Origin of the sequence: Nonomuraea endophytica, from assembly GCF_014203235.1 — a bacterium.
Classification (GTDB): domain Bacteria; phylum Actinomycetota; class Actinomycetes; order Streptosporangiales; family Streptosporangiaceae; genus Nonomuraea; species Nonomuraea endophytica.
In genome coordinates this window covers 208,585-221,429 of sequence record NZ_JACHIN010000014.1, presented here as the reverse complement: position 1 = coordinate 221,429, position 12,845 = coordinate 208,585, and the positions used below count along the sequence as shown (strand labels likewise).

The 12,845-nt window shown below is 69.3% G+C and carries 16 protein-coding genes; 11 read left to right on the top strand and 5 right to left on the bottom strand.

From position 1 onward, the window contains the following. Positions 1 to 55: 55 nt before the first annotated feature. From HNR40_RS40920 to HNR40_RS40905, 4 genes are all read right to left on the bottom strand, one after another. Positions 56 to 277, bottom strand: coding sequence for a hypothetical protein (locus tag HNR40_RS40920; protein WP_184971314.1), 222 nt, complete (start codon positions 275 to 277; stop codon positions 56 to 58). Between the two features lie 125 nt (positions 278 to 402). Beyond that, on the bottom strand, positions 403 to 1,155 hold the full coding sequence (locus HNR40_RS40915) for a GntR family transcriptional regulator (protein ID WP_184971312.1): 753 nt from the start codon (positions 1,153 to 1,155) through the stop codon (positions 403 to 405). Between the two features lie 150 nt (positions 1,156 to 1,305). Next, a complete protein-coding gene (locus tag HNR40_RS40910) occupies positions 1,306 to 1,848 on the bottom strand; it encodes a VanZ family protein (RefSeq protein WP_221341437.1) in 543 nt (180 codons plus the stop codon). A 78-nt stretch (positions 1,849 to 1,926) separates the two neighbouring features. After that, positions 1,927 to 2,634 (bottom strand): dienelactone hydrolase family protein, encoded by a 708-nt coding sequence (locus HNR40_RS40905; RefSeq protein ID WP_184971310.1) that lies wholly within the window; start codon positions 2,632 to 2,634, stop codon positions 1,927 to 1,929. Positions 2,635 to 2,712: 78 nt separating this feature from the next. Here HNR40_RS40905 and HNR40_RS40900 point away from each other — a divergent pair, with 78 nt between their 5' ends. The 8 genes from HNR40_RS40900 (at position 2,713) to HNR40_RS40870 (ending at position 9,167) form a co-directional block, all read left to right on the top strand. Further along, positions 2,713 to 3,507: a 2-keto-4-pentenoate hydratase gene (locus tag HNR40_RS40900; protein ID WP_184971309.1), complete on the top strand. Its 795-nt coding sequence runs from the start codon at positions 2,713 to 2,715 to the stop codon at positions 3,505 to 3,507. An 11-nt stretch (positions 3,508 to 3,518) separates the two neighbouring features. Continuing rightward, complete coding sequence (locus tag HNR40_RS40895; protein WP_184971306.1) at positions 3,519 to 4,031, top strand: 3-hydroxyanthranilate 3,4-dioxygenase; 513 nt, start codon at positions 3,519 to 3,521, stop codon at positions 4,029 to 4,031. A 66-nt stretch (positions 4,032 to 4,097) separates the two neighbouring features. Further along, the gene (locus tag HNR40_RS40890; RefSeq protein ID WP_184971304.1) at positions 4,098 to 5,222 is read left to right on the top strand and encodes an ABC transporter substrate-binding protein; all 1,125 of its coding nucleotides are present in this window, start codon (positions 4,098 to 4,100) and stop codon (positions 5,220 to 5,222) included. Beyond that, positions 5,219 to 6,076, top strand: a complete 858-nt coding sequence (locus HNR40_RS40885; RefSeq protein ID WP_184971302.1) for a branched-chain amino acid ABC transporter permease — start codon at positions 5,219 to 5,221, stop codon at positions 6,074 to 6,076. Before HNR40_RS40890 ends, HNR40_RS40885 begins: the two co-directional genes overlap by 4 nt. After that, positions 6,073 to 6,993, top strand: a complete 921-nt coding sequence (locus HNR40_RS53935; protein ID WP_221341436.1) for a branched-chain amino acid ABC transporter permease — start codon at positions 6,073 to 6,075, stop codon at positions 6,991 to 6,993. Before HNR40_RS40885 ends, HNR40_RS53935 begins: the two co-directional genes overlap by 4 nt. Continuing rightward, positions 6,977 to 7,702: an ABC transporter ATP-binding protein gene (locus HNR40_RS40880; RefSeq protein WP_221341435.1), complete on the top strand. Its 726-nt coding sequence runs from the start codon at positions 6,977 to 6,979 to the stop codon at positions 7,700 to 7,702. Before HNR40_RS53935 ends, HNR40_RS40880 begins: the two co-directional genes overlap by 17 nt. Beyond that, complete coding sequence (locus HNR40_RS40875) at positions 7,699 to 8,394, top strand: ABC transporter ATP-binding protein (protein ID WP_184971298.1); 696 nt, start codon at positions 7,699 to 7,701, stop codon at positions 8,392 to 8,394. The genes HNR40_RS40880 and HNR40_RS40875 overlap by 4 nt, the downstream gene beginning before the upstream one ends. A gap of 188 nt (positions 8,395 to 8,582) precedes the next feature. Beyond that, positions 8,583 to 9,167 carry a LysE family translocator gene (locus HNR40_RS40870; protein WP_184971296.1) on the top strand — a complete coding sequence of 195 codons (585 nt, stop codon included), beginning with the start codon at positions 8,583 to 8,585 and terminating at the stop codon, positions 9,165 to 9,167. Positions 9,168 to 9,368: 201 nt separating this feature from the next. Here HNR40_RS40870 and HNR40_RS40865 read toward each other — a convergent pair whose 3' ends face one another. Beyond that, positions 9,369 to 9,743, bottom strand: coding sequence for an MmcQ/YjbR family DNA-binding protein (locus HNR40_RS40865; RefSeq protein WP_184971294.1), 375 nt, complete (start codon positions 9,741 to 9,743; stop codon positions 9,369 to 9,371). 17 nt (positions 9,744 to 9,760) lie between these two features. Here HNR40_RS40865 and HNR40_RS40860 point away from each other — a divergent pair, with 17 nt between their 5' ends. From HNR40_RS40860 to HNR40_RS40850, 3 genes are all read left to right on the top strand, one after another. Further along, entirely contained in the window at positions 9,761 to 10,306 is a 546-nt protein-coding gene (locus HNR40_RS40860) for an HD domain-containing protein (protein WP_221341434.1), read from the top strand. Positions 10,307 to 11,262: 956 nt separating this feature from the next. Continuing rightward, positions 11,263 to 11,916: a DUF433 domain-containing protein gene (locus tag HNR40_RS40855; protein ID WP_184971293.1), complete on the top strand. Its 654-nt coding sequence runs from the start codon at positions 11,263 to 11,265 to the stop codon at positions 11,914 to 11,916. Then, complete coding sequence (locus HNR40_RS40850; protein WP_184971291.1) at positions 11,897 to 12,346, top strand: PIN-like domain-containing protein; 450 nt, start codon at positions 11,897 to 11,899, stop codon at positions 12,344 to 12,346. Before HNR40_RS40855 ends, HNR40_RS40850 begins: the two co-directional genes overlap by 20 nt. The last annotated feature ends 499 nt before the right edge of the window (positions 12,347 to 12,845 follow it).

The following is a 12,845-nucleotide window of genomic DNA, read 5'->3' as shown; positions in this document are numbered from 1 at the left end:
ACCGCTGGGACGGTTCGGGCGTGTGTGGGTCTGGGCCGTGAGAACGGTCCAGATTTCAGGCGGGCGGCGGGGTTCCCGCCCGCCTTTGCTGGTCCCGGAGCTGGTCGCGAAGACCGTCCGGGTCGTCGGCGTCGATCGTCATCGCGCACCCGGCATCACGCTGCTCGGCGCTGAGCGGGTGATGCCGAGTGGCCCACCAGCGTCCCGCGTCGCTCCGCCAGATGGTCCAGTGCGGAAACTCCCGGGCGATCTCCGCGAGGTGCCGGTCAAAGGACATGACCACCCTTCCCGGGACCCGCTGCTAGGCGATGATTCCTTCCCTTTCGACGATGCGGTACCTCTCTAGAGAAGGCAAGATCCGCGAGGGACAGGTCAACCTATCGCTTGACATTTCGGCTTGACCTAAGCATCGAAATCGTACTGAAGTACATAGGCTGCGGAGTCCAAAACCATCTCGTTCAGCTCGACCGGAAGTCCGCCCGAGGTGTAGGCGGTCCGGCAGACCTCGATGACCGGGGTGCCGCCGGGCAGGCCCAGGAGGCCGGCCTCGCGGGGGCGGGGCATCCTGGCGCGTACCTCCTCGGTGAAGTGGGCGGGGGGCAGTCCGAGGTCGCCCAGGCGGGCGTAGACGCCGCCGGGGCCGGTGTCGGCCACCGTGATGGCCGAGCCCTCTACCAGCGCGGCTGGGAAGTAGGAGGTGGCGAGCTGGACCGGGCGGCTGTCGACCGAGTAACGCCGCCGCCGTACCCAGACCTCGCCGCTCTCCAGCACCGCTGAGACGTCTTCCGTGGCGTTCTCCCTGGCCACCTCCACCTCGTCGACGGTGAACGGACGGCCGCGCGTGTCGGCGTCCCAGATCGCCCGCCCCTGCCCCCACTGCTCGCGGGACAGGCGGCGGGAGCCGTGTCGTCGGATCGGTTTGAACAAGCGCACGTAGACCCCCGAACCTCGCTTGGGTACCGCCAGCCCTTCGTTGATGAGTACGGCAAGCGCCTGCCGAGCGGTGGCGCGTGCCACGTCGTGCTCTGCCATGAGCGCGTTCTCGCCCGGTAGCCGATCCCCGTCACGCAGTTCGCCGGCCATGATCCGCGCGCGGAGGCCGTCGGCGATCCGTCGATAGATGGGGGGCTCGTGGGGTACCGGGGATTCAGACACGTTTGACCACCCTCTGTCACCAACCGGGTTTGGCGTCTCCAGAGAACTTGCCCCGTCTTGTCCACGATCGCACAGATACGCAGGTTGGTCGCGTGCTTCTTTTGAGTGGATCGTGCCTGTGTGGTGATCTTCGGGGGTTTTCGCGGGCCGTTACCTTGGAACGGTCCTGCCCGGTATTACGGGTGCCCACCAGCGGCGAGTAATCACGGCAGCCAGTACGGCCCCGGCCGTGTTGACCAAGACGTCGTCGGTGGCTGAGTCGCGGCCCAGTCGCAGGCCGTACTGGAGGCACTCGACGGTCGTGGAGGCCAGTGCCGCGATGAGGGCGATGCGCGCCAGGGAGGTGAAGCGCGCGGAGCGGACCGGGAGCAGTCCCCCCAGGGCGGCGAATACCAGAAGATTCCCGCCAACCTGCACGAATGCCGTCTGCCACGGTCCTGCGGCGAGGTCGATCAAGACCTGGAAGGGGACGGGTTCGACCGTGTTCCGGCGGCTGGAAGGCGTGAGGATCATCCAGATCCAGGGCGCGGTGCCGATGACGATCCCGACGTCGGCGACCGCGCTGCGGAGGGGCGCCGGGTGCGCGCGGCGGGCGCGGCCGCGGGTGAGATGGGAGATCGCCAGCACCGCCGCCGGAACGGTCAGAAGCGTCGCGATGATGACATTTCCCCACATGGTGAAGATCTCTGCCACGGCTTCATCGTGGGGTACGGGGAAGTGGCGTACCAGACAGGGTGTGTGGGGGGCGTGTGCAGCTTTCGTGCACGGCTATTACGGACGGACCGGAATGTGCTTCCCGAGGAAGTCGACGGCCACCCGCCAGAGGTCCGCCGCGGCCTCCTCGTGGTAGAAATCCGGGGCCTCATGGTTGTGGAATGCGTGTCCGGCCCGCTCGTCCACGTACACCGTGACGTTGGGGCGGCCCGCCGCCGCCCGCTCCACCTCGGCCACCCGCTCGCGGGGGATGTAGGGGTCCTTGCCGCCGAAGGCCAGCAGCAGGGGAGCGTCGACGCGATCCATCAGGGCGAGGGTGTCGGGCACCTGCGAGCCGTAGAACGACAGCACAGCGTCCATGGGCTCGTCGGCGGCCAGCGCGAAGTTCAGCGAACCGCCCAGGCAGATGCCGAGCGAGCCGACGCCGCCGGTGACCTCGGGCAGCGCGCGCAGGTGCGCCAGCGTCGTGCCGCTGTCGGCCACGCCCTGGGCCCCGTCGAACTGACTGGCGACCTCGATCGACGCCTGGAGCCCCGCCATGTCGTGCGCGCCCTCCCAGTTGCGCCGCACCCGCCAGAACAGGTCGGGGGCGGCCACGACGTAGCCGAGCGCGGCCAGGTCCTCGGCGACCTTCCTGATGTACGGCCCCACGCCCCAGACCTCCTGCAGCAACAGGATGCCCGGCCCACGGCCGGAGTCGGGCACCCAGACGTGGACGTCGAAGGAGCCGTCATGGGCGTTCACCTGATCGGTACGAGTCTGCATAACAGGCAGCGTAATTGGCATAGATCTCCCGCAGGGGAGACGATGGCGAGAGCCCACCATCAGGCTGGAGTGATTCAGATGCACGATGAATGGTCGGAAGCGGTCGACGTCCGCACCCAGGCGGCCGACCGGCTGCTGGACGCGGCCACGTCGGGCAAGCCGTGCCCGCCGGTACGCGACCTGGTCGGGTCGGTGCGGGACGGCTACGCCGTACAGGAGATCAACACGCGGCGCGCGCTCCAGGAGGGGCGCAGGCTCGTCGGCCGCAAGGTCGGCATGACCAACGCGGAGGTACGCGGCAGGTTCGGCATCGTCGAACCGGACTTCGGGATGTTGTTCCAGGACCGCTGCCACCTGGACGGGCAGCCGATCCCGATCGGGGACTTCCTGCAGCCGAGGGTCGAGGGCGAGGTGGCGTTCGTGCTCAAGGAGGACCTGGAGGGCGGGCCGTTCACCACGGCCGAGGTGATCAGGGCGGTGGACTTCGCGCTGGCCGCCATCGAGGTGGCCGACTCCCGGATCGAGGGCTGGGACATCACCCCGGCCGACACGATCGCCGACAACGCCTCCAGCGGCGCCTTCGTCCTGGGCAGCGACCCTCGGGACCTGCGCGGGCTCGACCTGCGTTCTGCGGCCATGACGATGACGCGCAACGGCGAGCAGGTGTCGTCCGGGTCGGGGGCGCAGGTCATGGAGCACCCGCTCAACGCGCTGGTCTGGCTGGCGGGCGCGGCCGGGCGCTCGGCGTTCCCGATGCGCGCGGGCGACGTGGTGCTGACCGGGACGCTGGGGCCGTTCGTGGAGGCCGTCAGCGGGGACGTCTTCGAGGTGCGGATCGACGGGCTCGGCTCCGTGCGCGCCGCGTTCGGATGAGAGGAGTGGCCATGCTGCCGCCCATCGACTTAGGCAAGTGGATCGAGGAGCATGAGCACCTGCTCAAACCGCCCGTGGGCAACAAGGTGGTCTTCGAGGAGGCCGGCGACTTCATCGTGATGGTCGTCGGCGGTCCCAACCAGCGCACCGACTTCCACGTCGACCCGTACGAGGAGCTGTTCTTCCAGATCAAGGGGAACATGCGGCTCAACGTGATGACGCCGGAGGGCCCGGACACCGTCCACATCCGCGAGGGGCAGATGTGGTTGTTGCCGGCCGACCTGCCGCACTCGCCGCAGCGGGAGGCGGACTCGGTCGGCCTGGTCGTGGAGAAGATCCGCGAGGAGGGGCGGCTGGAGACCTTCCGGTGGTACTGCCAGGAGTGCGGGGCCATGGTGCACGAGGTGGAACTCCAGGTACGCGACATCGTCAAGGACCTGCCACCCGTTTTCTCCGCCTTCTACGCCGACCAGGCGGCGCGGACCTGCCGCGACTGCGGGGCGCTGCATCCGGGCAAGGGATAGCGCTCTTCCCTTCTGCCGCCGCACGCGCGAGGATCTCGGAAACGCTAGCGGCAGCGGGAGCCTCCGATGAGATTTGCCTTGCTCGCTCTGGCCGTCGCGCTGGCCGCAGGGTGCGGTGGCGCGGCCACTCAGCAGGCGGCAGACGACTCCGTGGTGAAGGTCGGCGCGATCATCTCGCAGACCGGCGTGTACTCGGCGCTCGGCGACGACATGGAGGCCGCCATGCGCCTCTACCTGGACGAGCACGGCGGCAAACTGGGCGGCAAACCGGCGCGGTTGGTGGTCGCCGACGACGCGGGCACCCCGGAGACCGGCCAGCAGAAGGCCAGGCAGCTCACCCTGCAGGACCAGGTGAACGTGATCACCGGGCTGATCGCCTCCCCGGTCGCGGTGGCCGTGGCCAAGGAGGCCGCAGCTCAGAAGACGCCCGTGGTCATCGCCAACGCCGGCGCCGACGCGCTGGGCGGCCCCGGCGTCTTCCGCGTCTCCTACACCAACTACATGCACGGGTACGCGGCCGGCCGCTACGCCGCCGAGTCCTACGGCAAGGACGGCGCGGTCCTCATGGGCGCCGACTACTCAGCCGGCACCGAGACGCTGAAGGGCTTCGCCGAGGGCTACGCCAAGGGCGGCGGCGCCAAGCCGCTGAAGCAGATCCTCACCCCGTTCGGCAAGACCCAGAACTTCCAGCCGTACCTCAGCCAGATCCCCGCCGAGGCGAAGTTCCTCTACGTCTTCTACGCCGGCGGCGAGGCCATCACGTTCGCCAAGAACTTCAAGCAGTTCGGCTACGACACCAAACTCAAGCTCCTGACCTGCCAGAACATCACCGACGAAGACGTACTGCAGGCGATCGGAGCCGACGCCGAAGGCATCACCAGCGTCGGCCTGTACTCGCCCGCCCTCGACAACCCGGAGAACCAGGCGTTCACCGCCAAGTGGAAGGCGAAGACCGGCAAGAACCCGTCGGCGGTCGCGCTGCAGAGCTGGGACGCCATGAGCCTCATCGACCAGGCCGCCAAGCGGGGCGGCGACCTCGCCCAGGCATTGGGCCAGGTGGGGGAGATCGCCAGCCCGCGCGGCCCGTTCACGCTGGACGCCAAGCACAACCCCGTGCAGAACTGGTACGTCAGGGAGTACTCCGGCGGCGTGAACAAGGTGATCGCCACCATCGCGCCGGAGGCCTCGTGAGCCTGCTCGTCAACGCGTTCGACGGGCTGGCGTTCGGGGCGCTGCTGTTCGTGCTCGCGGTCGGGCTGACGCTGATCTACGGCATGCTCGACGTGCTCAACCTCGCCCACGGCGCCCTCTACATGGCCGGCGGCTACATCGCCTACCTGCTGCTCGGCGGTGCCTCGGTCTCGCTGGGCTTATGGGCAGGGGCCGCGCTGCTCGTGGCCGCGCTCGGCGTGGCGCTGGGCGGCGTGCTGTCGGCGGCGATCCTGCCGTTACGCGGACGCGGCCATCTTGACCAGGCCCTGCTCACGCTGGGGCTGGCGATCCTGCTGTCGGAGTTCCTGCTCGGCGTGGTGGACCGGGGCTTCCACACGCTTCCGCCGCCCGACGGGCTGGACGGGAGCGTCCTCGGCAGCTACCCGCTTTACCGGGTGGCGGTGATCGCGGCCGGTCTCGTCATCGGCGGGATCGTGTACTGGATCTTCGAGCGGACCAGGGCGGGGGCGCTGGTCAGGGCCGCGGTGGACGATCCCGGGATGCTCGCGGCGATCGGGGTGAACGTCGCCCGGGTCCGATTATCGGTCATGCTGGCCGGCTGCGGGCTGGCCACGTTCGCCGGGGTGCTGGGGCTGCCGCTGCTCAACCTGCGGGCCGGGCTGGACAGCGAGGTGCTCGTGCTGGCGCTCATCGTCATCGTGATCGGCGGTCTCGCCTCCATCCGCGGGGCGGTGGTGGGGGCGCTGCTGGTCGGGCAGGTGCAGACGGTCGGGGTGGCGCTGGCGCCGGAGCTGGCCGCCTACCTGCTGTTCGCGGTCATGGCCGCGGTGCTCTTGTGGAATCCGTCCGGGATGTTCGGGCGGGCCAGGTGAGGGCGATCCTGGCCGCCGCCGTCCTGGCCGCGATGCCGTTCGTGCTGGGGGCCTACCAGCTCAGCCTGCTCACCGGCGGGCTGGCCTACGGGCTGATGGCCGCCAGCCTCGCCCTCCTCGTCGGGCACGCCGGGCTGCCGTCGCTGGGGCACGCGGCCTTCCTCGGGGTGGGCGCCTATGCCGCGGGGCTGACGGCCAAGCATCTCAGCGAGTCGGCCGTGGTGCAGCTGGGTGCGGCGGTGCTCGCGGGGGTGGTGTTCGCGCTGGTCACCGGGTGGTTCGCGGTGCGTACGCGGGGGTTCTTCTTTCTGATGTTCACGCTGGCGATCGGGGAGATCGCCGTCCAGGCCGCCACCCGGTCGGGCCGCGTCACCGGTGGGGACAACGGCCTCTCTGGCATTCCGGTCAGCACGTTGTTCGGGCTGGAGACGGCCATGCCGTACGTCGTGGTCTTCTACTGGTGGGCGCTGGCCGTGGTCGCGGCCGGGTTCGCGGTGCTGGCGGCGGTGCGGCGCGGGCCGCTCGGCGCGGCCATCGCGGGCACCCGCGAGAACGAGGCGCGGATGGCCGCTTTCGGCTACTCCGTTCCGGGGGTACGGCTGGCCGCCGTCACCGTGGCCGGAGCGGTGTGCGCGGCGGGCGGCGCGCTGGTGGCGCAGAAGGACACCTTCGTGGCCCCGACCCACCTGGGCGTGGGCGTCTCGGTGTTGCTGCTGGTCATGGTGCTGCTCGGCGGGCGCGACTCGCTGGCCGGGCCCGCGCTGGCCGCCGTGGGCCTGATCGCGCTGCGCGATGTCACCTCCGGCGCGCTGGGCGACAAGTGGCTGCTGGTCGAGGGGGCGTTGTTCGTGCTCTGTGTCTACCTGCTGCCCGAGGGGCTCGCCGGGCTGTGGAGGAAACGTGCTCGTGCTGCGTGAGGTGACCGTGCGTTTCGGTGCGCTGGCCGCTGTGGACCGGGTCTCCCTGTCCGTCGAAGAGGGTGAACGGCGGGCGCTCATCGGGCCCAACGGCGCGGGGAAGTCGACGGTGTTCGCGGCGGTCGCCGGGGCGCTGCGGCCGGTTTCGGGGCGGATCGAGTTCGCCGGGCGGGACGTGACCAAGCTCTCCGAGCCGCGCCGGGCCAGGCTCGGGATCGGGCGGACCTTCCAGCACAGCAGCCTGTTCACCGGGCTGACGTGCCTGGAGAACGTGGCGCTCGCCGTACGGGCGAGGCGGGGTTTGGGGTTGCGGGCGTGGCTGCCGCGCGGGCGGCGCGCCGAGATCGAGCGGGAGGCGGCCGGGCACCTGGCGGCGACGGACGTCTCGCCGGACGGGCCGGCCGGTGCGCTCTCGCACGGGCAGGGGCGGCGGCTGGAACTGGCGATGGCGCTCGCGGCGCGGCCCAGGCTGCTGCTGCTCGACGAGCCGGCCGCGGGCATGTCGGCCGCCGAGAGCGCTGAGCTGGCCTCGATGTTGCGGGCGCTGCCCCCCGAGCTGACCGTGATGATCGTGGAACACGACCTCGACCTGGTCTTCGCCGTCGCCTCCCGGGTGACCGCGCTGGCGGCGGGCCAGGTGATCGCCGACGGCACGCCCGCGCAGGTGCGGGCCTCGCCCGAGGTCCAGAAGGCCTATCTGGGGACATGATGCTGACCGTCCAGAACCTCACCGCCGGTTACGGCACCGCGCAGGTGTTACACGGCGCCGATCTCACCCTCGACCAGGGCCGGGCCGTGGCCGTGCTCGGGCGCAACGGGGTCGGCAAGACCACCTTCGTCCACGCGCTGATGGGCCTGGTCAGGCCGTCGTCCGGGTCTATTCGTCTGGCCGGGCGCGAACTGTCCGGCCTTGACACGCGGCGCATCGCCCGCTTGGGGGTGCGGATCGTGCCGCAGGGGCGCCGGGTGTTCCGGTCGCTCACTGTCGCCGAGACGCTGGAGATCTCCCGGTCGCCTGGTGAATGGACTGTCGAGCGCGTTTACCAGATCTTCCCCGCCCTTGCCGCTCGCCGGAGGCATCGTGGTGATCAGCTCTCGGGGGGTGAGCAGGAGATGCTGGCCATCGGGCGCGCGCTGCTTGGTAACCCGCGGCTGTTGCTGCTCGACGAGCCGTCCGAGGGGTTGGCGCCTCGGCTGGTTGAGGAGCTTGGGGTTGTGCTGGCGGGGTTGCGCGCTACTGGGATCTCGGTGGTGCTTGTTGAGCAGAACCTTCGGCTGGCTTTGGAGGTCGCTGACGAGGTCAGGTGCATGGTGAAGGGGCGGTTCGTATACGGGGCGGCGGCTGGGGAGTTCGCGGGTGATGGGGCGGCGATCGCTGCGTACCTGGGGGTCGGGTCCTGAGGCCGGATCTGTGTGGGGGTGGGTCGTGAGCAGCGACCTATGTGGGGGTCGGGTCGTGAGGACCTATCGCGTCGCCTAAGATTAGGTCCGCCCACAAGGCATATTTGTGTTCACCCGCGTTCTCGTGCGGCCTGCGCACCAGCGGGTTGGCGGGAGCGCGCCCCCAGTGCTTCCGGGAGACCCCCGCCATGCTGCTGACCTTCTCGGTCACCGCCCTGATCATGATCATGATCCCCGGGCCTGACGCCGCGCTCATCATGCGCAGTTCGCTCGCGCACGGCCGCACCGCCGGGCTTCTCACCATGACCGGTGGGCTGCTCGGGCTCGGAGTGCACGCCGTCGCCGCCGCGATCGGGCTGTCGGCGCTGCTCGCCGCCTCGCCTACCGCCTTCTCCGTGTTGCGGTGGCTGGGGGTGGCGTACCTGTTCTGGCTGGGCATCCAGGGTCTCAGAGCCCGTGCCGTCGCCGCGCCGATCGCCGAGCCCGCCTCGGGCACCGGTTTGCGGCATGTGCGCAACGGGTTTCTGTCGAACCTGCTCAACCCCAAGGTGCTGCTGTTCTTCGTGACGTTCCTGCCGCAGTTCATGGAGGGGGCGGCGCCGATGCTGCTGTCCGCGATCTTCGCTGCCCTCTACGCGTTGTGGTTCAGCTTCTACAACGTGGTCGTGGACAAGGTGGGCGCTTTGCTGCGGCGGCCCAAGGTGCGTGCGCGGGTGGAGCGGGTGACAGGGGCGCTGCTCGTCGGGTTCGCCCTACGGCTGGCCGTCCAATAGCTTCCCCGCTAAGGCAGGCTGTCCCGTCGCTATCGCGCGTTGTCTCACCGCGATCGCGCTACGGCGGGCGTCCCATCGGGCTCGCACTACGGCGGGCTGTCCCATCGCAATCACGCTAACGCTGGCCGTCTCATCGGGACCGCGCTACGGCGGGCCGTCCCTTCGCCTTTGCCTACGGCGAGTTGTCCCGTGGCCATCGCGCTAAGGCTGGCCGTCCAAGAGCTTGATGGCCCGTTTCGGGGCGATCGCCCGGTAGCTCTCCTCGACCCAGTCGAGCAGGATCTCGGTCTCGGGCAGCTCGCTCATGAACGGCACCGTGACCCACCCGGCCTTGCCGAGTCCGTACCCGCTGGGCTCGGCGCCTTGGACGGTGAGGGCGTGGCCGTGGGTCTCCGACAGCAGCTTCACACCGAAGGTCGGGTCCCACTTCTCGGTCGGCTCCTCCATGCCGAGAAAGAGGAAGACCTTCTTGTTGACCTTGATGACCGATTCGCCCCATGGATGGTCTTCATGGGTCTCCGGCAGACCAAGTGCGAAATTTCGTAGCTCGTCCCTGATGTCGTGCCAATTGCGCATGTGATAGACGCTATCCCGTGACGGTAGACGAACTCATGGACATCCTCACCCGCTGCGAAGACGCCTGGGACACCCCCGACCGGACCGGCGACCCGGTCGCGCTGCTCGACCACGGCCTGCAGGTCGCGGCCGTAGTGCGCGAATGGCACCCCGACGACCTCGAACTGCAGGTAGCCGGGCTGGTACACGACATCGGCCACCTGCTGCACCCGGGCGACGAGGCAGGACACGCGAGCGCCGGCGCCGACGCCGTCCGGCCACTGCTGGGCGACCGGGTGGCCGCCCTGGTAGAACTCCACGTCCCGGCCAAGCGCTACCTGGCCACCGTAGAGCCGTCACGCGCCCTGTCCCCAGAATCGGCCAGAACACTGGACCTGCAGGGCGGGCTGATGACCAAGGCCGAGGTAACCGCCTTCGAGTCCAGCCCGTACGGCATGGCCGCCGTAACCCTCCGCCGCGCCGACGACCTGGGCAAGGTAATCGGCCTAATCCGCCCACCCCTCGAAGAACTCGGCACCTGGCGCCCCATCATCGAACACCTCACCCGCTCACACCCGGCCTAACCCCAGCACGGCGAACCCCCAACCCACCACCGCCACCCGACCCGCCATCGCCACCCAACCCCCTACTGCCGCCCACGCCACCGCCACCCGACCCCCACCACCGCCCGCGCCGCCACCGCCCACGCCACCGGCGCCCGTGCTGGCACCGCCACCCGCGCTGCCATCAGCGCCATGGTCCTCGCCTGACCCGCGACAGACCGCCCCCACCGGCCCTCGCCCCTCGAACCTCGGGCTGAGACACTGACCCGACACGGAGCGGGCAGCTCGGCGAAGGGAAACGCTACTGCCGCGACCCTCTCTGATCAGGAGATTCCGGTCGACATCACGATGCTGACCGACGCCACCGAACGCACCGCCCTGCTCAACCGGCTCCTCAAGCAGGCTTCCCTCCATGAACGTCACGACACGAGGAAGCACCACCAGGTCCCCATCGCCCGCCTGACGCCGCACTACACGCCCACACCTCGCAGCCCGGTCGCATCTCCCGAACTGTCCCGAAGACGTTCACCTGACGACCTGGGCAGGTGATCGGCCTGATCGGGCCGTCGCGGAAGAGCTTGGCACGTGCCCATCATCGAGCACCTCACCCGCTCGCTTCTGGCCTGACCTCTGACCCGAGAAGCCGCCACACGAGCCCGCGCCATCCACAAGATCTGCCAGCGCCAGAGCGCACCGTCGCGCTGCGCGCCCGGTTCGGAGGGCGCCTGTTGGCCGTGGCCGTTCAGGTCTCACGCGCGTCTGCTCGCGTAAGGGCGTGCATCGGGATGCGTGCCCCAAGGCCGTCGTGCGGTTCTGGGTGATCGTGGTCGCCGATGGATTCCGGCAGCCGCAGTGCTTGTGGACATGACCAGTGCAGGGCATGGCGACTCTCCGATCAAGACGGGGTAATGGTGAGTGAATCGTGGGGATGTTTGCGATGATGAAGGGGCTGATTCAGGCGGAGGGAGGTGAAGTGGGTGTCCTACAGTCCGAAGCTGGCGGCGGCGTTGTCGGGTGCCACGCTTCGCCAGCTCGCGCACTGGCGTAAGGCCAGCTCAGGCCGTGGGGCCGTGCTGGTGCCGGAGACCTCGCCGGTGCGCCCCGTGCTGTACTCGTTTCGAGACCTGGTCGCGTTGCGCACCTGTGTGAAGCTGCGCAACGACGCGTCCCTGCAGAAGATTCGCCGAGCCTTGGACACACTCCGCGACGACCTGCGACAGCGCGAGCACCTATCGGCTTATCAGTTGGTGACCGACGGCTCGACGATCTACTTGGTCGAGCAGGGTCAGGCCACCGATCTGGTGCACCGCAGGGCCAACATCGTCATCCATGACATGGTTGAGGTGTTGCGGCCGTTCTACCGCGATGGACGGCATATCCCGGACCTGCTGCGTCCCAGGGAACACGTCACCGTCGACCCGGCGGTCCGTGGTGGCATGCCGGTGATCGAAGGGACCCGCGTGCCGTACGACGAGATCGCGGCACTGCTGCGGGACGGTGTCCCGGCCGAGCGGATCGCGGACTACTACCCGAGCGTGTCTGCCACCGCGGCGATGGACGCCGCTGACTTCGCCGCCTACGTCGACAGCTACGACCCTCCTCGGGAGCAGCGTGAGGCTGTTGCTGGATGAGAACGTCCCCCGCCCCCTGCATCAGGTCCTGACCAGCTTTGTGCTGAACCATGACATCGTCCATCTCCTGGATCTTCCTGGCTGGTCGGGCACGCGTGACGAGACCTTGTATCCGCGAGCCGCGGCCGAGGGGTTCCACGTTGTCCTGACCAACGACGGTCGTCAGATGCAGCGACCGCGGGAAGTGGCCGCGATCGCAGCCTCTGGCCTGCACCGGATCGAGTACCCGCACAAACATCCCGGGCTGGTCGGGATGGGCATCGCCATCGCGACGGTCGCCGCTGGGTTGCCGAGCGCGCTGGCGGTGCTGGAAGAGGCCGGAGGGCCGCGCTTGATCACTTTGAAGGGTGTCGATCCCACGGTGGCCAGCCGGCTCCGGGTGACCGATCCTGCGGTGAATCTGCCCAAGTTCTGGCCCACGTCTCCGTAGTGTGGGCGGGACCGCAGGGCTCCTGAGATCTCAGGCCGGGTTCGCGCCCCATGAGGCGCCGGAGACCCTTGAGTGAGTGCCCACGCCCGGACTTCGGCCGTGGAGGGTGCGTGCGTGAGTGGAAATCACGGGCGAGTCGGCCGATTGCAGAGGCCGCGGACGGAGCGGCGTTCGCGCAGGCGTTTCGGTGGCGGTAGCACTGAGGCGGGTCAGAGTGCGGTGGCGCTCGCAGCGCATCCGTTCCAACTCAGGGGACCTGCGCATCGAGGTAGCCGGCTCTTGTCCACCGCAGCCCCCTTCTTGCCTGACGGGCAGGCATTCTTGGGGATCTCAAGCGCTCGGCCTTTGACGGTTCGACCATGCGGTGCGCCGCTGGTCATGCCTGGGCTTGCCCCTGGGTGGGCGGGCGAGCGGAGCGAGTTCCTTTGCGCGGGGTGGGTGTCAGCTGGTTGGTGCTCCAACTGGGCAAGGGGTGGGGCCGGAGGGGCGTCTGAGCGGA

Excerpts from the sequence above, each read along its gene's own strand:
- HNR40_RS40870 (WP_184971296.1), top strand. The coding sequence starts at position 8,583 with ATGCTGCTGACCTTCTCGGTCACCGCCCTGATCATGATCATGATCCCC.
- HNR40_RS40875 (WP_184971298.1), top strand. The coding sequence starts at position 7,699 with ATGATGCTGACCGTCCAGAACCTCACCGCCGGTTACGGCACCGCGCAG.
- HNR40_RS40920 (WP_184971314.1), bottom strand. The coding sequence starts at position 277 with ATGTCCTTTGACCGGCACCTCGCGGAGATCGCCCGGGAGTTTCCGCAC.
- HNR40_RS40900 (WP_184971309.1), top strand. The coding sequence starts at position 2,713 with ATGCACGATGAATGGTCGGAAGCGGTCGACGTCCGCACCCAGGCGGCC.
- HNR40_RS40890 (WP_184971304.1), top strand. The coding sequence starts at position 4,098 with ATGAGATTTGCCTTGCTCGCTCTGGCCGTCGCGCTGGCCGCAGGGTGC.
- HNR40_RS40865 (WP_184971294.1), bottom strand. The coding sequence starts at position 9,743 with ATGCGCAATTGGCACGACATCAGGGACGAGCTACGAAATTTCGCACTT.
- HNR40_RS40895 (WP_184971306.1), top strand. The coding sequence starts at position 3,519 with ATGCTGCCGCCCATCGACTTAGGCAAGTGGATCGAGGAGCATGAGCAC.
- HNR40_RS40905 (WP_184971310.1), bottom strand. The coding sequence starts at position 2,634 with ATGCAGACTCGTACCGATCAGGTGAACGCCCATGACGGCTCCTTCGAC.